The organism is Enterobacter cloacae complex sp. ECNIH7 (assembly GCF_002208095.1).
Classification (GTDB): domain Bacteria; phylum Pseudomonadota; class Gammaproteobacteria; order Enterobacterales; family Enterobacteriaceae; genus Enterobacter; species Enterobacter cloacae_M.
Window position 1 is genome coordinate 543,906 of record NZ_CP017990.1, and the last position, 18,650, is coordinate 562,555.

Here is an 18,650-nt window from a genome sequence, read left to right on the forward strand (position 1 = left end):
TATTCATAAAAGGGCAGACTGATGTTCTTAATTATATTAATAAAATCGCTCATCATTGGCGGCCTGGTTGGCGTCGGTGTCGGAGCCGGGGCTGCACGCATGTTTCATGCGCCTACCACTCAGGGTATGGGCGCGTTTCGTACGTTGGGGGAACTGAACTCCTGTGAAGGGGATCCGGCGTCCCACTTCTCCTTTGGGTTAGGTTTCTTCTTTAACGCCTGGGCCTCTTCCGTGGCCGCAGGTGCCTTCACACAGGACGTTGACCACCGCATCATCCCGAACTGGGGTGCTGCTGCACTGATGATCAAAAACCGTAACGTCGGCGAAACGCTGCACGATCCCCGCAAAATGGCGATTGCCTGCGGCGTGATTGGCATGCTCGTCGTCACCTTCCTGAACCTGACCGCCTCCTCCGTGCCCGCTGCGCTTCAGGTCACCGCCGTGAAGGTGCTGGTACCGGCGGCAAACCTGCTGGTGAACACCGTCATGCCGGTGATCTTCTGGCTGGCGGCCATCGACGCGGGTAAAAAATCGGGCTTCTGGGCCACCATCTTTGGCGGCGCGGCGCAGCTGATCATGGGCAACGCCGTACCGGGCCTGGTGCTGGGGATCCTGATCGGGAAAGGCGTGGAAGAGAGCGGCTGGAACCACGTCACCAAAGTGATGATGGCGGCGATCGTCCTGCTCTTCGTGCTGAGCGGCTTCTTCCGCGGCTTCGACATGAAGATGATCGAATCCTTCCATCTGACCGTGCCGAACTGGCTCGACATGATCCACAACTCGCTCAGCGGTAAATAACAGGAGCCTCTAAATGGAACAGAATAAAGGTTTTTGGTATGCCGACTGGTCGTTCCCGATCTTCGTTGGCCTGCTCTCCTCCGGCGTGTTTGCCGGGACGCACATGTACTACCTCTACGGCATCGGCGCGTTTAACGAAGTGGCCTTCGTGGCGATGCTGAAAGCGGGGATCGATACCGGCGTCTACGGCGCGGTGGCGGCGTTCGGCGCGAGCTTCCTGTTCGCCCGTATTATCGAAGGGTCGCTGGTCGGTATTCTCGACATCGGCGGCGCCATCCAGACCGGCGTGGGCCTCGGCGTTCCGGCGCTGCTGCTGGGCGCGGGCATCATGTTCCCGGTGACCAACTTCATTGCCGCGCTGATTACCGGCCTGGTGATTGGTCTGGCGATTGGCTACGTCATCATCCTGGCGCGTAAGTTCACTATCAACCAGAGCAACTCCACCTACGGCGCAGACGTGATGATGGGCGCGGGCAACGCCTCCGGCCGCTTCCTCGGGCCGCTGATTATTCTCAGCGCCATGACCGCCTCCATTCCAATCGGCGTCGGCTCGCTGGTGGGTGCGCTGCTGTTCTACATCTGGCAGAAGCCGATTACCGGTGGCGCTATCCTCGGTGCGATGATTCTGGGCTGGCTGTTCCCGGTCGCCCTTTAATACCCGCGGGCGCTCCGGCGCCCGCCTTTTCAGGAGATCCTCATGTTTGATTTACTCCTGCGCCGTGCGCGCCTCGCCGACGATACCCTGACCGATATCGCCATTCAGGACGGGAAGATTGCCGCGACGGGCGACATTGACGCTCCCGCTCGCAAGACGGTTGATCTTAACGGTGACGTGTTCGTCAGCGCAGGCTGGATTGACTCCCATGTACACTGCTATCCGAATTCCCCGATTTACCACGACGAGCCGGACAGCGTGGGCATTGCCACCGGCGTCACCACCGTAGTGGACGCGGGCAGTACCGGGGCCGACGACGTGGACGATTTCTATGACATCACCCGCAGGGCCTCCACTGAGGTCTTTGCCCTGCTGAACATCTCCCGCGTGGGGCTGATTGCCCAGAACGAGCTGGCCAACATGGCCAATATTGACGCCGACGCGGTGAAGCAGGCGGTGACGCGCCACCCTGATTTTATCGTCGGCCTGAAGGCGCGCATGAGCAGCAGCGTGGTCGGTGAAAACGGCATCACGCCGCTGGAGCGTGCCAAAGCCATTCAGAAAGAGAACGGCGACCTGCCGCTGATGGTTCATATTGGCAACAACCCGCCGAACCTCGACGAGATTGCCGAGCTGCTGAGCTCCGGCGACATTATCACCCACTGCTATAACGGCAAGCCCAACCGCATTCTGACGTCGTCCGGCGAGCTGCGCGCCTCCATTTCCTCCGCCCTGAAGCGCGGCGTGCGTCTGGACGTCGGTCACGGCACGGCGAGCTTTAGCTTTGAGGTGGCAAAACGCGCCATCGCGATGGGTATTCTGCCGCACACCATCAGCTCGGACATCTACTGCCGCAACCGCATCAACGGCCCGGTGGGCTCGCTGGCAAGCGTGATGTCGAAGTTTCTCGCCATCGGCATGTCGCTGCCGCAGGTGATTGACTGCGTGACTGCGAACGCCGCCGACGGCCTGCGCCTGGTGCGCAAGGGCCGCATTCAGCCGGGTCTCGACGCCGACCTGACGCTGTTTACGCTTAAGCGCCAGCCGACGGTGCTGACGGATGCCGAAAATGACAGCCTGCAGGCTGAACACATTCTGGTGCCGCTTGCCGCGATCCGCGCGGGCAAGGGCTACATGACCGAACAAGGGAGCACGGAACATGCCTTCGATTTATGAGAAGTACAACTTAAAGCAGGTGATCAATACCTCCGGCCGCATGACGGCGCTGGGCGTCTCCACGCCGCGCCCGGAAGTGGTGCAGGCGGCGATGGACGGCATGAATCACTATTTCGAGATGAAGGATCTGGTCAATAAAACCGGGGAATACATTGCGAAGCTGCTGGATGTAGAAGGCGCGACGGTGGTTTCCTGCGCGTCGGCGGGCATAGCCCAGTCGGTGGCGGCGGTGCTGGTCAAAGACAGCGACTGGCTGCTGGAAAACCTGCACGTGACCCCGATTGAGAACAACGAAATCGTCCTGCCGAAAGGCCACAACGTAAACTTTGGCGCGCCGGTGGGCACCATGGTGGCGCTGGGCGGCGGCAAGCTGGTGGAGGCGGGCTACGCCAACGAATGCTCTGCCGATCAGCTGGCGGCGGCGATCACCCCGCGCACGGCGGCGATCCTCTACATCAAATCTCACCACTGCGTGCAGAAAAGCATGCTCAGCGTCGGGCAGGCGGCGGTGGTGGCGCGCAAGCACGATCTCCCGCTGATCGTCGATGCGGCGGCGGAAGAAGATTTGCACGCGTACTACCGATCCGGCGCCGATCTGGTGATCTACAGCGGCGCGAAGGCGATTGAAGGCCCAACCAGCGGGCTGGTGATCGGCAAAACCCAGTACGTTGAGTGGGTGAAGCGTCAGACCGCGGGCATTGGCCGCGCGATGAAGGTCGGTAAAGAGGGGATCCTCGGTCTGACCTGCGCCATCGAACACTACCTTACCGCGACCAAAGAGAGCGGGGCCGAGATGGTGGCGAAGATGACGCCGTTTATCGAGGCGCTCAACACCCTGAACGGCGTGACCGCTCGCGTGGTCTGGGACAGCGCCGGTCGCGATATCGCCCGTACCGAGATTAAGTTCGACGAAGCCACGACCGGCGTCGGCACGGGCGATCTGGTGGCGAAGCTCAAGCAGGGCGAATACGCCATTTACTTCCGTGGCTACAAGGCCAATGAAGGGATTATCGAGGCGGACGTGCGCAGCGTGAACGCTGACCAGCTGAACATCGTCTACCGCCGCATTAGCGAAGTATTAGGACAGGAGAAAAAAGCATGAAACTGACCCCTAACTTTTACCGTGACCGCGTCTGCCTGAACGTGCTGGCAGGATCGAAAGCCAACGCCAGCGCCATTTACGAGGCGGCGGAAGGTCACGTGCTGGTGGGCGTGCTCTCCAAAAATTACCCGGACGTGGCGAGCGCCGTTGCCGACATGCGCGAATACGCCGCGCTGATTGATAACGCGCTCTCCGTCGGCCTCGGCGCGGGGGATCCGAACCAGTCGGCGATGGTGAGCGAGATCTCCCGTCAGGTGCAGCCGCAGCACGTTAACCAGGTCTTTACCGGCGTGGCCACCAGCCGCGCGCTGCTGGGGCAGAATGAGTCGGTGGTCAACGGTCTGGTCTCTCCAACCGGCACCGTCGGGATGGTCAAAATCTCCACCGGACCGCTGAGCAGCAACGCTCCGGACGGCATTGTGCCGGTTGAAACCGCGATTGCCCTGCTGAAGGATTTCGGCGGCAGCTCCATCAAATACTTCCCGATGGGCGGCCTGAAGTGCCGTGACGAGTACAAAGCGGTGGCGGAAGCCTGCGCCCGTCACGACTTCTGGCTGGAGCCGACCGGAGGTATCGATCTGGAAAACTATGAGGAGATCCTGCAGATCGCCCTCGACGCGGGCGTGAGCAAAATCATCCCGCATATCTACAGCTCGATTATCGACAAAGCCAGCGGTGATACGCGTCCGGAAGATGTGCGTACGCTGCTGGCGATGACGAAGAAGCTGGTGAAGTAGAACTCACATATATACAGGAGCCACCATGCACACCCGTACCCTGCTTGTTGCTTCACTCTCAATGTTCGCCAACGCCGCTATCGCCCAGACGCAGTACGCCTGGGTGGGCACCTACAACCCCAACGGCGAAGGGCTGTACCGCTTCACCGTTGACCCGCAAAGCGGCGCGCTGGCGAATAAAACGCTGGTGAGCAAGCTGCCGAACGCCGCGCAGCTGGCCGTCTCGCACGACGGCAAAATGCTGTATCTGGCAAGCGAAGTGGAGCAGGGCGTGGTGCAGGCGCTGCGGGTGGGGGATAACGGCCAGCTGAGCGAGCTGAATCAGGTGGCCTCCGGCGGCGCGGGGCCGGTTTACCTGTCGCTGACGCCGAACGGTCGCCATCTTCTGGTGGCGAACTACGTCAGCGGATCTATCGCGGTGCTGCCCGTTAAAGCAGACGGCAGCCTGGGTGAGGCTACGGATAAGCATCAGGATCAGGGCGAGCCGGGCGCGGCGAAGCCGGAAGCGGCAGCGGAGGGCAGCTTTGCCATCAGCGATCATAACGGCCCACACGCGCACATGATCGCCGCCGATCCGAGCGGGAAATACGTCTTTTCTACCGATCTTGGGCTGGATCGCCTCTACCAGTACCGTTTTGACGATCGAACAGGAAAGCTGACGCCGAACGATCCGCCGTTTATCAATGCCTCCTCAAAAGGCGCCGGGCCGCGCCACTTTGTCTTTACGCCAAAAGGCGATGCCCTGTGGCTGATTAACGAAGAGGCGTCTACGCTCACCCATTATACCGTGAGCACCAACGGCACCTTAAAAGAGGGCAAAACGCTTTCAGCCCTGCCGGAAGGCTACAAAGGCACCAGCTTTGCTGCCGGGCTCGCATTAAGCGCCGACGGTAAACAGCTGTATGTGGCTAACCGTTTGCATAACAGCATCGGGCACTTTACCGTAACAGCGGAGGGAACGCTGACGCATCAGGACGACGTCTGGACGCGCGGCGACTACCCGCGCACCCTGACGCTCGATAAGCAGGGGCGCTGGCTGTACGTCATGAACCAGCGCAGCGACAACATCACCCGTTTCCGCGTGGCGCAGGGCGGGAAATTGAGCTTCGAGCCAGACTATACCCCGGTCGGCAGCCCATCCCAGATGGTCATTTCACCTTAAGCTGTAATAAGAGGACAAGCCCGTGCGATTTCCGAACCAACGTTTAGCGCAACTGTTCGATCTGTTGCAAAACGAGACGCTGCCGCAGGACGAGCTGGCGCAGCGGCTGTCGGTCTCCACGCGAACCGTCCGTGCCGATATCACCGCCCTGAACGCGCTGCTGGCAGGCCACGGCGCGCAGTTTATATTGAGCCGGGGCAACGGCTATCAGCTCAAAATTGATGATGCCCAGCGCTACCAGCAGCTGCAGGCATCCCACCCGCGCGCGCTGCGTATTCCCCGGACCGGGCCGGAGCGCGTGCACTATCTGGTGGTGCGTTTTCTCACCTCGGCGTTTTCTCTTAAGCTGGAGGATCTGGCGGACGAGTGGTTCGTCAGCCGCGCCACGCTGCAAAGCGACATGGCCGAAGTCCGCGAGTGGTTCCACCGCTATAACCTGACGCTGGAAACGCGTCCTCGCCACGGCATGAAGCTGTTTGGCAGCGAGATGTCGACCCGCGCCTGCCTGACCGATCTGCTCTGGGAGCTTGCGCAGCAGGACAGCCTGAACCCGCTGGTGACCGACGTGGCGCTGAATGCAGGCGTGGCGGAGCAGATGGTGCCCGTGCTGCACGAGGCGCTGACGCGTCATCACATCCGTCTGACAGACGAAGGCGAGCTGTTCCTGCGCCTGTACTGCGCGGTGTCGGTGCGGCGCATCAGCGAGGGCTATCCGCTGCCGGAATTCCACGCCGAAGACGTGGAAGAGAACGTGCGCGAGGCGGCGAAGGATATCGCCGTCACTATCCAGCAGCTGGCGGGCAAAGCGCTTTCACCTTCGGAGGAGAGCTGGCTGTGCGTGCACATTGCGGCGCGGCAGATTCAGGAGATTGCCCCGAGCGCAATTAACGCGGATGACGACGAAGCGCTGGTCAACTACATCCTGCGCTATATCAACACCCACTATAACTACAACCTGCTGAGCGACGCGCAGCTGCACGCGGACCTGCTCACGCACATCAAAACCATGATCACCCGCGTGCGGTATCAAATCATGATCCCCAATCCGCTGCTGGATAACATCAAGCAGCACTACCCGATGGCGTGGGATATGACCTTGGCGGCGGTGTCGAGCTGGGGAAAATACACGCCTTATGTGATCAGCGAAAACGAAATCGGCTTCCTGGTGCTGCATATCGGCGTCGGGCTGGAGCGCCACTACAACATCGGCTACCAGCGTCAGCCGCGCGTGCTGCTGGTGTGCGACGCAGGTAATGCCATGGTCCGCATGATTGAAGCGGTGCTGCAGCGCAAGTACCCGCAAATTGAGGTGGCCCGCACGCTCACCCTGCGCGAGTACGAGCTGGCGGAAACGATTAGCGAAGACTTTGTGATCGCCACCGCCCGCGTCAGCGAAAAGTCCAAACCGGTGGTGACGATCGCCCCGTTCCCGACCGATTACCAGTTAGAGCAGATCGGCAAGCTGGTGCTGGTGGACCGCACCCGCCCGTGGATGCTGGATAAATACTTCGACGCGGCCCATTTCCGCATTATCGACAAGCCCGTTGACCAGCAAACGCTGTTTCGCGAGCTGTGCGCGCAGCTTGAAGGCGAGGGGTTTGTCGGCGCGGAGTTCCTGGATTCGGTCGTTGAGCGTGAAGCCATCGTCAGCACCATGCTCGGCGACGGCATCGCGCTGCCGCACTCCCTCGGCCTTTTAGCGCAGAAAACCGTGGTCTATACCGTCCTCGCCCCGCACGGCGTACAGTGGGGCGACGAAACCGCGCACGTCATCTTCCTGCTCGCCATCAGCAAAAGCGAATACGAAGAGGCGATGGCGATTTACGATATCTTCGTCACCTTCCTGCGTGAACGGGCGATGTCGCGGCTCTGTAGCTGCAGTGACTTTGCCGAATTTAAGGCGGTGGCAATGGAGAGTTTGAGTCGGTTTTGAGAGGCGTTATCCAGAATTCGATGTAATGCGAATGTAATGCTAAACTGCATTACACATTCGATTTTACCGGAGGCATAATGGCCACGCTGAACGTCCGTCTGGATGACAAACTCAAAAATGAGGCTTATGCCGTGCTGGAAAAACTCAATATCACCCCAACGGAAGCCGTGCGATTACTGTTTCAGTACGTCGCGGAGACGGGACGTATGCCGGTGAAAACGGTCACGATTAGCGACAGTGAAGATGCGCTGATACAGACGGTCCGGGAGCGACTGGCGAATCCGCAAAAGGGAATCAAGGTTAGTCTGGATGACTTATGAACTGGCATTTGACCCGATGGCGTTAAAGGAGTGGTGCAAGCTGGGGCAGACTGTAAAAGACCAGTTTAAGAAGAAACTTGCGGACGTGCTGGTGAACCCCAGGGTCGAATCGGCCCGCCTGCATGGTCTGCCGGATTGCTACAAAATAAAACTCAGAACGCAGGGTTATCGTTTGGTCTATCAGGTTCAGGACAACGTTGTAACGGTATTTGCTATCGCTATCGGTAAGCGAGAGAAATCAGCCGTTTATCATGATGCAAACAAACGGCTTTAGCGATCATCGTAAATGGTGCACAACCTGATTGCTGCTGCCGCGCCAGATGAGCGCCGGGTCTTTTAAATCTTGCACAAACTTGCCGTCGACCAGGACGTTAATCAGATCCACTACTTCCATTTGCTGCGCGTTCAGCTCATCCAGCCTGTAGCCTGTCCAGACCCAGATATCTTTTCCCGGACACTCTCTCCGAATGCGCTTCACTAGCTTCAGGATATCCGGCACGTTTTGCGGATGCAGCGGATCACCGCCGGAAAGCGAAATTCCCTGACGGTGAATTCGCGTATCGTTAAGGTCGTTGACGATCCGGTCTTCCATTTCGGCGCTGAACGGCATGCCGGAATTCAGGCGCCAGGTGCTTTTGTTATAGCAGCCGGGGCATTCGTGGACGCAGCCTGAGACGAACAGGGTGCAGCGGGTGCCGGGGCCGTTGACGATGTCGACGGGGTAGTATTGATGATATCGCATAGAAAATGTCCAGAGAATTTGTGCGCGCTGATGCCCTCACCCCGACCCTCTCCCACAGGGAGAGGGAGAAAACCGGCGGCCAGAATAACAATGTGCTCGATCGGTCCCCTCTCCCTTGAGGGAGAGGGGTAGGGTGAGGGGTAGACCCTGCGCAGAACTTACCCGATCTGCCCATTCCCCAAATGCTTCACGCGACGCTTCACCTCTTCCTGCTTCCCGGCGTTAAACGGACGCGCATCCGGGCTGCCGAGATAGCCGCACACGCGACGGGTCACGGAGACGCGAGCCGCATCGTGGTTGCCGCATTTCGGGCAGGTAAAGCCTTTGCTGGTGCACTCAAACTCGCCGGTAAAGCCGCACTCGTAGCACTCGTCGATTGGCGTGTTGGTCCCGTAATACGGCACGTGCTGATAGCTGTAATCCCACACGTCTTCCAGCGCCTTCAGGTTGTGCTGAATGTTCGGGTACTCGCCGTAGCAGATGAAGCCGCCGCTGGCGATCGGTGGATACGCCGCTTCGAAATCGATCTTGTCGTACGGGTTCACCTTTTTCTCCACGTCGAGGTGGAAGCTGTTGGTGTAATACCCTTTGTCGGTCACACCTTCCACAATCCCGAACTCGGCGGTGTCCAGACGGCAGAAGCGGTCGCACAGGTTCTCGCTCGGGGTGCTGTAGAGGCTAAACCCGTAGCCGGTTTCCTCTTTCCACTGATCAACCGCGTCGCGCAGGCGCTGAACGATGGCGATGCCTTTCTCACGCAGGGCCTCGCTGTCGTACATATGCGTGTCGCCAGCCAATGCGTTGATGGTCTCGTGAATACCGATATAGCCCAGCGAAATCGACGCGCGACCGTTTTTGAAGATCTCAGACACGTCATCGTCCGCTTTCAGGCGTACGCCGCAGGCCCCTTCCATATAGAGGATCGGCGCGACGCGGGCTTTGACCCCTTCAAGGCGCGCGATTCGGGTCATCAGCGCCTTACGCGCCAGCTGCAGACGCTCGTCCAGCAGCGTCCAGAATTCCGCTTCATTGCCTTTCGCCTCCAGCGCGATGCGCGGCAGGTTCAGGCTTATAACGCCCAGGTTGTTGCGCCCGTCGTGGATCTGCTCGCCGTTTTCATCTTCGTACACGCCGAGGAAGCTGCGGCAGCCCATTGGCGTTTTAAACGAACCGGTCACTTTCACGACCTGATCGTAGTTCAGGATGTCCGGGTACATGCGCTTGCTCGCGCACTCCAGCGCCAGCTGTTTGATGTCGTAGTTCGGATCGCCAAACTTGTGGTTCAGGCCGTCGCGGATAGCGAATACCAGTTTCGGGAACACCGCCGTTTTGCGGTTCTTGCCGAGGCCGGAAATGCGGTTGCGCAGGATGGACTGCTGGATCAGGCGCGATTCCCAGCTGGTGCCCAGACCAAACCCGAAGGTCACAAACGGCGTCTGGCCGTTGGCGGTATGCAGCGTGTTCACTTCATACTCCAGCGACTGGAAGGCGTCGTAGCACTCTTTCTCGGTGCGGGAGTGCGCGTAGCCGTCGGCGTCCGGGATCTGCCACTCTTCGGCCGTTTTACGATGCTTGTTGAAGCTTGCCGTCACGAACGGGGCCAGCACTTCATCAATGCGGTTAATCGTGGTGCCGCCATAAATATGGCTGGCGACCTGGGCGATAATCTGCGCGGTGACGGCAGTGGCCGTGGAGATTGATTTAGGCGGTTCAATCTCGGCGTTACCCATTTTAAAACCGTGGGTCAGCATGCCTTTCAGGTCGATCAGCATGCAGTTGAACATCGGGAAGAACGGCGAATAGTCGAGATCGTGGTAGTGAATTTCACCGCGCTCGTGCGCCGACACCACGTCGCGCGGCAGCAGGTGCTGACGGGCATAGTGTTTGGCGACGATACCGGCCAGCAGGTCGCGCTGGGTCGGGATCACTTTACTGTCTTTGTTGGCGTTTTCATTGAGCAGGGCGGAGTTGGTCTGCTCCACCAGGCCACGGATCTCCTGGTTCAGACGACCGCGCTTCTCACGCTGCACGTCACGATCGTGACGGTACTCAATGTAGGCACGCGCCAGCTGCTTGTAAGGCCCCGCCATCAGCTGGTTCTCAACCGCGGTCTGGATCTCGTTGATATCGACCTGGCTGCGTTCGTTCATCTGGCTGCTAACGACTTCTGCGACGGTGGCGCAGTAATCTGCGTCATCGACTCCCGCTGCTTTAGCTGCACGCAGAATGGCTTCCTGGATGCGCTCTGATTTAAACGGCACTTTACAGCCATCACGTTTCATCACATGCGGTGTCATGATCACTCCATTTTTTGAAAACAGGTTATCCACAGAGGTGGAGAAGTAATAACCGGGCGTATTCCCCGCCGGGCCAAAGACTTCCCGCGTTCCCAGCTCGTGTTATCCACAATTCCGGCCAGCGTAAGCGCCGTCTTGTTGTTGGAATAGTAGACGATAAATACAAGATGTTGGGTTGGCGTGCATTTTAAGTGCTACATATAGTGATTTGCATCAAACATGTTTGCGATTTATTTGATGCAGAACAAAGTAAAAAGACGAGAGTACAAACGACGGGCGCTTCAGCGATTGTAAAGGCGCGCGAGAAAAATCTGATTAATTATTCAACAAAAACAGTAAAGTAAGCCGGGTGCTGAGCCGCACCCGGCAGGGAAAGTTACTCCTGCAACCACCAGACGGCTTCAAACGGACGGAGTGACGTCGTTTGCGGTGCCGGGTAGTTACTCATCAGCGCCTGCGACTTATCGCTGAGAGCCTCTGTCTGCCATTCCTGCGGCCTAGGACTCAGGTTCGCCGCTACCATCAGCGTCTGCCCCTGCCACTGACGACGGTAACACCAGAGGTAAGGATGCTCCGGCAGGAGATCCTCATAATCTCCCCACGTCAGCACAGGCAAGGTTTTACGCAGGCCGATCAGCGACTGGTAGGTGTAGAACACCGAATCCGGGTCGTCGAGCGCGGCGCGGGCGTTCACCGTCTCGTAGTTATCGCAGACGCCAATCCACGGCTCGCCCTCGGTAAAGCCCGCATTGTGCGACGCGTCCCACTGCATTGGGGTTCGTCCGTTATCACGGGACTTACTCGCCAGAATCGCCAGTAATTCATCCGGCTCGCGGCCGTTGGCGCGCAGTTCGGCGAACATGTTCAGGCTCTCCACGTCGCGGTAATCGGTGATGCGGCTGAAGTGCGGGTTGGTCATCCCCAGCTCTTCGCCCTGGTAGATATACGGCGTGCCCTGCATGCCGTGCAGCACCATGCCGAGCATCTTCGCGGCCAGTACGCGGTATTCTCCTTCGTCACCAAAGCGCGACACGATGCGCGGCTGATCGTGGTTACACCAGAACAGCGCGTTCCAGGCCCTGTTGTGCATGCCCTGCTGCCAGTGGCGGAAGAGGGTTTTCAGCGCCACGAAGTCCGGCTTTGCCTTCGTCCACTTTTCGCCGCCGGGGTAGTCCACCTTCAGGTGATGGAAGTTAAAGGTCATCGACAGCTCGCTGCCGTCGAGCGAGGCGTACTGCTGGCAGTTCTCCAGCGAGGTCGAGGACATCTCGCCCACCGTCATCAGGTTGCGCGGGGTGAAGACGTCCCGGCTCATCTCCTGCAGATATTCGTGAACGCGCGGCCCGTCGGTATAGAAGCGGCGGCCGTCTCCGGTGTTGTCGTCCGGGAAATCCTGATCTTTTGAAATCAGGTTAATCACGTCGAGACGCAAGCCGTCCACGCCGCGATCGGCCCAGAACTCGCACACCTTTTTCAGCTCGGCGCGCACTTCAGGGTTTTCCCAGTTGAGGTCCGCCTGCTCCGGGGCGAACAGGTGCAGATAGTACTGCTCGCTCTCGGCGTGCCAGCGCCAGGCGTTGCCGCCAAACTTGGAGCGCCAGTTGTTGGGAAGCTGCTCCGGCGTGCCGTCGCGCCAGATGTAGAACTGGCGGTACGGACTCGCTTTGTTCAGCGACTCGCGGAACCAGGCGTGCTGCGTGGAGGTGTGGTTAAACACCATGTCCAGCACGATGCGGATGCCGCGCTCGTGCGCCCGGGCAACCAGCTCGTCGAAATCATCCAGCGTGCCGTAGGCCGGGTCGATGGCGGTGTAATTCGCCACGTCGTAGCCGTTATCCACCTGCGGGGAGATATAAAACGGCGTCAGCCAGATGGCGTCGATGCCGAGGGTTTTCAGGTAGTCCAGACGCTTCGTCACGCCGCGCAGATCGCCGGTGCCGCTGCCGGTGGTGTCCTGGAAACTCTTTGGGTAAATCTGATAGATGACGCCGTTCTGCCACCAGTGAGGAAGGGTATTCATAATGCGTTCCTGCAAATGCGAAGGGGCGCAACTGCGCCCCGAAAGAAGAAGTTAAACAATCTGCAGCGAGCCCTGACGGAACTTACGCTGGTAAACCACGGTGGTGAGCGCCATTGGGACGATAATCGCGATGGCCATCGCCAGGGCAAACACCTGCCAGTAAGCGGGCTGGATGGAGAGAATGCCCGGCAGGCCGCCGACGCCAATCCCGTTCGCCATCACTCCGTTCAGACCGCACACCAGGCCCGCCAGACCGGAACCGATCATCGCGCAGAGCATCGGGAAGCGGTACTTCAGGTTGATACCGTACATCGCCGGTTCGGTGACGCCGAGGTAGGCAGAGATGGCCGCCGGAACGGAGATCTCACGCTCGTTGTGCTTGCGGCTGACGATGATGATGCCGGTAACCGCCGACGCCTGTGCAATGTTAGACAGGGCGATAATCGGCCAGACCGGCGTGCCGCCGAGGCTCTGGATCATCTGCATATCAATGGCCAGCGTGGTCTGGTGCACGCCGGTGATCACCAGCGGGGCGTACAGGAAGCCAAACAGTGCGGCTCCAATCGGCGCGAAGCTGCCGGTCATCAGGTGACGCACCGCGAAGGCCACGCCGTCGCCGATCATGCGGCCAAACGGACCGATAAAGGCGTGCGCCAGGAACACCGCCAGGATCAGCGAGCAGACCGGCACCACCACCAGATAGAGGTAATCCGGCACGATGCGCTTCAGGCGCGTTTCAATAAAGCCCAGCGCCAGACCCGCCAGCAGGGCCGGAATGACCTGCGCCTGATAGCCCACTTTGGCGATAGTAAACAGGCCGAAGTTCCACACCTCAGGCACCTGCTGACCAAGTAAGTAAGCATTCATTAACTGTGGAGAGACCAGCGTGACGCCCAGCACGATACCGAGAATCGGCGTGCCGCCCATCTTGCGCACCGCGGACCAGCAAATCCCGACCGGCAGATAGAAGAAGATCGCCTCGCCAATCAGCCACAGGAAATCGTAAACGGTTTTCAGCGCCGGATACATCTGCGCCAGGGTTTTGCCGTCGCTCATCGGTACATCGCCGATGACGTTACGGAAGCCTAAGATTAAGCCCCCGCTGATCAGCGCCGGCAGCAGCGGGAAGAAAATTTCCGCGAAGTGGGAAATCAGCTGCTCGTGCCACTTCATATTCTGGCGCGCGGCCTTCTTCGCCTGCTCTTTATCGGCGGAGGAGTGCCCGGTTGTCGCCAGCAGAGCCTGATAGTAATCGCCCACTTCGGTACCAATAACGACCTGGAACTGCCCGGCGTTGGTGAAGCAGCCTTTGACCATGGAAAGTTCTTCAATGGCCTTCGGGTTGGCTTTGGCCGGATCGTTCAGCACGAAGCGCAGGCGGGTAATGCAATGGCTGACGGTAGCGATGTTTTCGCGGCCACCGACCAGGACGATCAACCGATCGATATCTGCTTGTTTAACTTTACTCATCATGAAACCTCATGACAGATGGTGAGGGGTGTAATGACCTGAGCGCAAGCCTACTCCTTCAGCGTGACGGCGAAAATGGGAACGTTCCCTAAATCAGGCGAAGATCACAATAATCTGTTTTAGAGGGGTTACGAAAGGTGAGCGGGAATGACGATCTGACGGGGCTCTGAACGCCCGTTTATCTGCTCGATCAGCTGCGCGGCGGCCTGCCTGCCGGACTCGGCGTAGCCCGGATCGACGGTGATAATTTCCGGGTGCAGGAACTTCATCAGCGGCGTGCTGCCGACGCTCGCCACCTGCAGGTTATCGATGCGCTGCTCCTGCAGATATTTGCTCGCACCCAGCGCCAGGGTATCCGTGGCACACACCAGCGCCGTGGTCTGCGGCGTCAGAACGCTGGCGACCTGCTCGTAGCCCTGCTTCATGCCCAGCCCCGGCAGGGAGGCCACGGCGGAGAGATTGTGCTTTTTGCAAAAAGCCAGGTAGGCCTCATGCCGACGCTTGCCGGTGGTGACGTCCGCGTGCGGGACGCCGAGGAAGCTGATGTGGCGATGGCCTTCGTCAAACAGGCGCTGCATCAGGGTGATAATCGCGCCCTCGTCGTCGTAGCAGACGGAGGCAAACCCGTGGGCATCGCGCGCCAGCAGCACCAGCGAAGGCTGCCAGGGTTTTAGCATCTCGTCCTTAATGCCGGTAAAACCGAACAGCACCACACCGTCAATGTTGCGCCGCTGGAGCATGCCCAGGTGCTCTTCAACCAGCTGCACAGAAAACTGACTCTCCATCATGATCGGATCATACCCCTGCTCGTAGAAGGCGGGCAGCATGGTCTGCACGGCGAGATTTTCAGACAGAGAGTCCAGACGCGAGACAATGATGGCGACCACTTTGTCACTCTGCCCGCGCATGGCGCGCGCGGAGCGGGAAGGGGAAAACCCGTGCTGATTCATGACCGCCTCAACGCGCTCGCGGGTGCGTTCGCTGACGCCGCTTTCGTTGTTCAGCACGCGTGAGACGGTCGATTTCCCCACGCCGCTTAAACGCGCGATGTCTTTAATCGTAAGGCGGTTCTGCATGTTGTATTCCCTGTAACAACGACGATGTAGTGAATTGAGCCTAATGCTATAGCGCGATTTCGCTATGGGCAAAGTCTGGTTTACGTTTGGTTTATTTGCAGGGGGGTATAATACCGCCCGAATCGTCATAAAGGGTATGCCTAAATCCCTGGACTGCGCGGCAACACCCTGTTTTTTTTACTTACCGGAGGCTTCATGGATCCCGATCCCACACCTCTCCTGAACGGGAGAATGCGTTCTTTCCGGTAAGCCAGCTTTTGCTGTCTCACCGGCGTGAGGCAGCAACGTCTTAAACGTTCCTGCTTAAAAAATTAAGTGCCTCTCAGGTACGGCTTCGCCACGCCTGAAGGAATTGCTGCATCCGCCCCGGCGGATGCGGAGGAATGACTATGTTTAAAAATATCACCCGGCAGCTGCAGGCCCTGCTGAGCCGCCACCTGCCACACCGTCTTGTTCAGCGCGACCCGCTGCCAAACGCCAAAAACATGGCGGGCGCCGCGATCCCCGCCTCCCTGACCGAACGCTGCCTGAACGTGGCGGCGATGGATGAAAACGAAGTCTGGCGCGCGTTCGGCGGACACCCGGAAGGGCTCAACGCGGCCGAAGTGGAAAAAATCCGCGCCGTACACGGCGATAACCAGATCCCGGCGCAAAAGCCGTCTCCGTGGTGGGTGCACCTGTGGCTCTGCTACCGCAACCCGTTCAATCTGCTGCTGACCGTGCTCGGCCTCATCTCCTACGCGACGGAAGATCTGTTTGCCGCAGGGGTGATTGCCCTGATGGTGGGTATCTCCACGCTGCTGAACTTTATTCAGGAGGCCCGCTCCACCAAAGCGGCGGACGCCCTGAAGGCGATGGTCAGCAACACCGCGACCGTCTCGCGCGTGATTAACGATCTCGGCGAAAACGCCTGGGTGGAGCTGCCTATCGACCAGCTGGTGCCGGGCGATCTGGTGAAGCTGGCCGCGGGGGACATGATCCCGGCGGATTTACGCATCATCCAGGCGCGCGATTTGTTCGTGGCGCAGGCCTCGCTGACCGGGGAATCCCTGCCCGTTGAAAAGGTAGCGCGCAGCCGCGACCCGCAGCAGATGAACCCGCTCGAGTGTGACACCCTGTGCTTTATGGGCACCACGGTGGTTAGCGGCACCGCGCAGGCGATTGTCACCGCCACCGGGGGCAACACCTGGTTTGGACAGCTTGCCGGGCGCGTCAGCGAGCAGGAGAGCGAGCCAAACGCCTTCCAGAAAGGGATTGGCCGCGTCAGCATGCTGCTGATCCGCTTTATGATGGTGATGACGCCGATCGTGCTGCTGATCAACGGCTACACCAAAGGCGACTGGTGGGAAGCGGCCCTGTTTGCGCTCTCCGTGGCCGTTGGCCTGACGCCGGAAATGCTGCCGATGATTGTCACCTCCACGCTGGCGCGCGGGGCGGTGAAGCTCTCTAAACAGAAAGTGATCGTTAAACACCTCGACGCCATCCAGAACTTTGGCGCGATGGACATCCTCTGCACCGATAAAACCGGCACCCTGACGCAGGACAAAATCGTGCTGGAGAACCACACCGATATCTCCGGCAAAACCAGCGAGCGCGTCCTGCACAGCGCGTGGCTGAACAGCCATTACCAGACCGGGCTGAAAAACCTGCTCGACGTCGCGGTGCTGGAAGGGGTGGACGAGGAATCCGCCCGCACGCTCTCCGGCCGCTGGCAGAAGGTGGATGAGATCCCGTTCGACTTCGAGCGCCGCCGCATGTCGGTGGTGGTGAGCGAGCAGACGGACGTGCATCAGCTGATCTGCAAAGGGGCGCTGCAGGAGATCCTCAACGTGTCGACGCAGGTGCGCTATAACGGCGACATCGTGCCGCTGGACGACACCATGCTGCGCCGCATCAGGCGCGTCACCGACAACCTGAACCGTCAGGGGCTGCGCGTGGTGGCGGTCGCGAGCAAGTTCCTGCCCGCGCGCGAGGGTGACTATCAGCGTATCGATGAATCCGATCTGATCCTCGAGGGCTACATCGCCTTCCTCGATCCGCCGAAAGAGACCACCGCGCCGGCGCTGAAGGCGCTGAAGGCGAGCGGTATTACCGTCAAAATTCTCACCGGCGACAGCGAGCTGGTGGCGGCTAAAGTGTGCCATGAAGTGGGGCTGGACGCGGGCGACGTGGTCGTGGGGAGCGATATTGAACATCTCTCTGATGACGAGCTGGCGAAGCTTGCCCATCGTACCACGCTGTTTGCCCGACTGACGCCGATGCACAAAGAGCGCATCGTCACCCTGCTTAAGCGCGAAGGACACGTGGTGGGCTTTATGGGCGACGGCATCAACGACGCGCCCGCGCTGCGTGCGGCGGACATCGGTATCTCCGTCGATGGCGCGGTGGACATCGCCCGCGAAGCGGCGGATATCATCCTGCTGGAAAAGAGCCTGATGGTGCTGGAGGAGGGCGTGATCGAAGGTCGCCGTACCTTTGCCAACATGCTCAAGTACATCAAAATGACCGCCAGCTCCAACTTCGGTAACGTCTTCAGCGTGCTGGTGGCGAGCGCGTTTCTGCCGTTCCTGCCGATGCTGCCGCTGCACCTGCTGATCCAGAATCTGATGTACGACGTGTCTCAGGTGGCGATCCCGTTTGATAACGTCGACGACGAGCAGATCCAGAAGCCGCAGCACTGGAACCCGGCGGATCTCGGGCGCTTTATGCTGTTCTTTGGGCCGATCAGCTCCATCTTCGACATTCTGACGTTCTGCCTGATGTGGTTTGTGTTCCACGCCAACACCCCGGAACACCAGACGCTGTTCCAGTCCGGCTGGTTTGTGGTAGGTCTGCTGTCGCAGACGCTGATTGTTCATATGATCCGTACCCGCCGCATTCCGTTCATCCAGAGCCGTGCCGCATGGCCGCTGATTGTGATGACGGGCATTGTGATGGCGCTCGGTATCGCGCTGCCGTTCTCGCCGCTGGCAGGCTACCTGCAGCTTCAGGCGCTGCCGCTGAGCTACTTCCCGTGGCTGGTGGCAATCCTTGCGGGCTATATGGTGCTGACGCAGATGGTGAAAGGATTCTATGCGCGTCGGTATGGATGGCAGTAAAAACATACCCTCATCCTAACCCTCTCCCTGGAAGGGAGAGGGGACCGCTCGGTGCCGCCTTTCA

The 18,650-nt window shown here is 59.5% G+C and carries 15 protein-coding genes; 10 read left to right on the forward strand and 5 right to left on the reverse strand.

The genetic code is table 11. The annotated features are described in order from the left end of the window. Window positions 1–21 precede the first annotated feature (21 nt). The 9 genes from WM95_RS02660 (at window position 22) to WM95_RS02700 (ending at window position 8,157) form a co-directional block, all read left to right on the forward strand. Window positions 22–798: a DUF4311 domain-containing protein gene (locus tag WM95_RS02660; protein ID WP_023310182.1), complete on the forward strand. Its 777-nt coding sequence runs from the start codon at window positions 22–24 to the stop codon at window positions 796–798. Window positions 799–811: 13 nt separating this feature from the next. Continuing rightward, a complete protein-coding gene (locus tag WM95_RS02665; RefSeq protein WP_015572508.1) occupies window positions 812–1,453 on the forward strand; it encodes a DUF4310 family protein in 642 nt (213 codons plus the stop codon). Between the two features lie 42 nt (window positions 1,454–1,495). Further along, window positions 1,496–2,629 carry an amidohydrolase/deacetylase family metallohydrolase gene (locus WM95_RS02670; protein WP_088544626.1) on the forward strand — a complete coding sequence of 378 codons (1,134 nt, stop codon included), beginning with the start codon at window positions 1,496–1,498 and terminating at the stop codon, window positions 2,627–2,629. Further along, window positions 2,613–3,731 carry a DgaE family pyridoxal phosphate-dependent ammonia lyase gene (locus tag WM95_RS02675; protein ID WP_045355654.1) on the forward strand — a complete coding sequence of 373 codons (1,119 nt, stop codon included), beginning with the start codon at window positions 2,613–2,615 and terminating at the stop codon, window positions 3,729–3,731. The genes WM95_RS02670 and WM95_RS02675 overlap by 17 nt, the downstream gene beginning before the upstream one ends. Next, window positions 3,728–4,468, forward strand: a complete 741-nt coding sequence (dagF, locus tag WM95_RS02680; RefSeq protein WP_029739262.1) for a 2-dehydro-3-deoxy-phosphogluconate aldolase — start codon at window positions 3,728–3,730, stop codon at window positions 4,466–4,468. The genes WM95_RS02675 and dagF overlap by 4 nt, the downstream gene beginning before the upstream one ends. 25 nt (window positions 4,469–4,493) lie before the next feature. Next, a complete protein-coding gene (locus WM95_RS02685) occupies window positions 4,494–5,630 on the forward strand; it encodes a lactonase family protein (RefSeq protein ID WP_063409470.1) in 1,137 nt (378 codons plus the stop codon). Window positions 5,631–5,652: 22 nt separating this feature from the next. Next, on the forward strand, window positions 5,653–7,563 hold the full coding sequence (locus WM95_RS02690) for a BglG family transcription antiterminator (RefSeq protein ID WP_023310188.1): 1,911 nt from the start codon (window positions 5,653–5,655) through the stop codon (window positions 7,561–7,563). Window positions 7,564–7,640: 77 nt separating this feature from the next. After that, window positions 7,641–7,883 (forward strand): type II toxin-antitoxin system RelB/DinJ family antitoxin, encoded by a 243-nt coding sequence (locus WM95_RS02695; RefSeq protein WP_008501400.1) that lies wholly within the window; start codon window positions 7,641–7,643, stop codon window positions 7,881–7,883. Further along, complete coding sequence (locus tag WM95_RS02700) at window positions 7,873–8,157, forward strand: type II toxin-antitoxin system RelE family toxin (RefSeq protein ID WP_063409469.1); 285 nt, start codon at window positions 7,873–7,875, stop codon at window positions 8,155–8,157. Before WM95_RS02695 ends, WM95_RS02700 begins: the two co-directional genes overlap by 11 nt. A gap of 3 nt (window positions 8,158–8,160) precedes the next feature. On the opposite strand, the gene nrdG is transcribed toward WM95_RS02700, so the two are convergent. The 5 genes from nrdG to treR all read right to left on the reverse strand — a co-directional run bounded on the left by nrdG (window position 8,161) and on the right by treR (window position 15,488). Then, window positions 8,161–8,625 (reverse strand): anaerobic ribonucleoside-triphosphate reductase-activating protein, encoded by a 465-nt coding sequence (nrdG, locus tag WM95_RS02705; protein WP_063409468.1) that lies wholly within the window; start codon window positions 8,623–8,625, stop codon window positions 8,161–8,163. A 158-nt stretch (window positions 8,626–8,783) separates the two neighbouring features. After that, on the reverse strand, window positions 8,784–10,922 hold the full coding sequence (gene nrdD, locus WM95_RS02710) for an anaerobic ribonucleoside-triphosphate reductase (RefSeq protein WP_023310191.1): 2,139 nt from the start codon (window positions 10,920–10,922) through the stop codon (window positions 8,784–8,786). 376 nt (window positions 10,923–11,298) lie between these two features. Further along, on the reverse strand, window positions 11,299–12,942 hold the full coding sequence (treC, locus tag WM95_RS02715) for an alpha,alpha-phosphotrehalase (RefSeq protein ID WP_063409467.1): 1,644 nt from the start codon (window positions 12,940–12,942) through the stop codon (window positions 11,299–11,301). A 51-nt stretch (window positions 12,943–12,993) separates the two neighbouring features. After that, the gene (gene treB, locus WM95_RS02720) at window positions 12,994–14,412 is read right to left on the reverse strand and encodes a PTS trehalose transporter subunit IIBC (RefSeq protein ID WP_029739268.1); all 1,419 of its coding nucleotides are present in this window, start codon (window positions 14,410–14,412) and stop codon (window positions 12,994–12,996) included. Window positions 14,413–14,540: 128 nt separating this feature from the next. After that, window positions 14,541–15,488, reverse strand: coding sequence for a trehalose operon repressor TreR (gene treR, locus WM95_RS02725; protein ID WP_023310194.1), 948 nt, complete (start codon window positions 15,486–15,488; stop codon window positions 14,541–14,543). 389 nt (window positions 15,489–15,877) lie between these two features. On the opposite strand from treR, the gene mgtA reads away from it, so the two are divergent. After that, complete coding sequence (mgtA, locus tag WM95_RS02730) at window positions 15,878–18,586, forward strand: magnesium-translocating P-type ATPase (RefSeq protein ID WP_063409466.1); 2,709 nt, start codon at window positions 15,878–15,880, stop codon at window positions 18,584–18,586. The last annotated feature ends 64 nt before the right edge of the window (window positions 18,587–18,650 follow it).

Bases quoted from the DNA above. Each gene is read 5' to 3' on its own strand.
- WM95_RS02660 (WP_023310182.1), top strand. From the start codon at position 22: ATGTTCTTAATTATATTAATAAAATCGCTCATCATTGGCGGCCTGGTT.
- WM95_RS02665 (WP_015572508.1), top strand. From the start codon at position 812: ATGGAACAGAATAAAGGTTTTTGGTATGCCGACTGGTCGTTCCCGATC.
- WM95_RS02670 (WP_088544626.1), top strand. From the start codon at position 1,496: ATGTTTGATTTACTCCTGCGCCGTGCGCGCCTCGCCGACGATACCCTG.
- WM95_RS02675 (WP_045355654.1), top strand. From the start codon at position 2,613: ATGCCTTCGATTTATGAGAAGTACAACTTAAAGCAGGTGATCAATACC.
- dagF (WP_029739262.1), top strand. From the start codon at position 3,728: ATGAAACTGACCCCTAACTTTTACCGTGACCGCGTCTGCCTGAACGTG.
- WM95_RS02685 (WP_063409470.1), top strand. From the start codon at position 4,494: ATGCACACCCGTACCCTGCTTGTTGCTTCACTCTCAATGTTCGCCAAC.
- WM95_RS02695 (WP_008501400.1), top strand. From the start codon at position 7,641: ATGGCCACGCTGAACGTCCGTCTGGATGACAAACTCAAAAATGAGGCT.
- WM95_RS02700 (WP_063409469.1), top strand. From the start codon at position 7,873: ATGACTTATGAACTGGCATTTGACCCGATGGCGTTAAAGGAGTGGTGC.
- nrdG (WP_063409468.1), bottom strand. From the start codon at position 8,625: ATGCGATATCATCAATACTACCCCGTCGACATCGTCAACGGCCCCGGC.
- nrdD (WP_023310191.1), bottom strand. From the start codon at position 10,922: ATGACACCGCATGTGATGAAACGTGATGGCTGTAAAGTGCCGTTTAAA.
- treC (WP_063409467.1), bottom strand. From the start codon at position 12,942: ATGAATACCCTTCCTCACTGGTGGCAGAACGGCGTCATCTATCAGATT.
- treB (WP_029739268.1), bottom strand. From the start codon at position 14,412: ATGAGTAAAGTTAAACAAGCAGATATCGATCGGTTGATCGTCCTGGTC.
- treR (WP_023310194.1), bottom strand. From the start codon at position 15,488: ATGCAGAACCGCCTTACGATTAAAGACATCGCGCGTTTAAGCGGCGTG.
- mgtA (WP_063409466.1), top strand. From the start codon at position 15,878: ATGTTTAAAAATATCACCCGGCAGCTGCAGGCCCTGCTGAGCCGCCAC.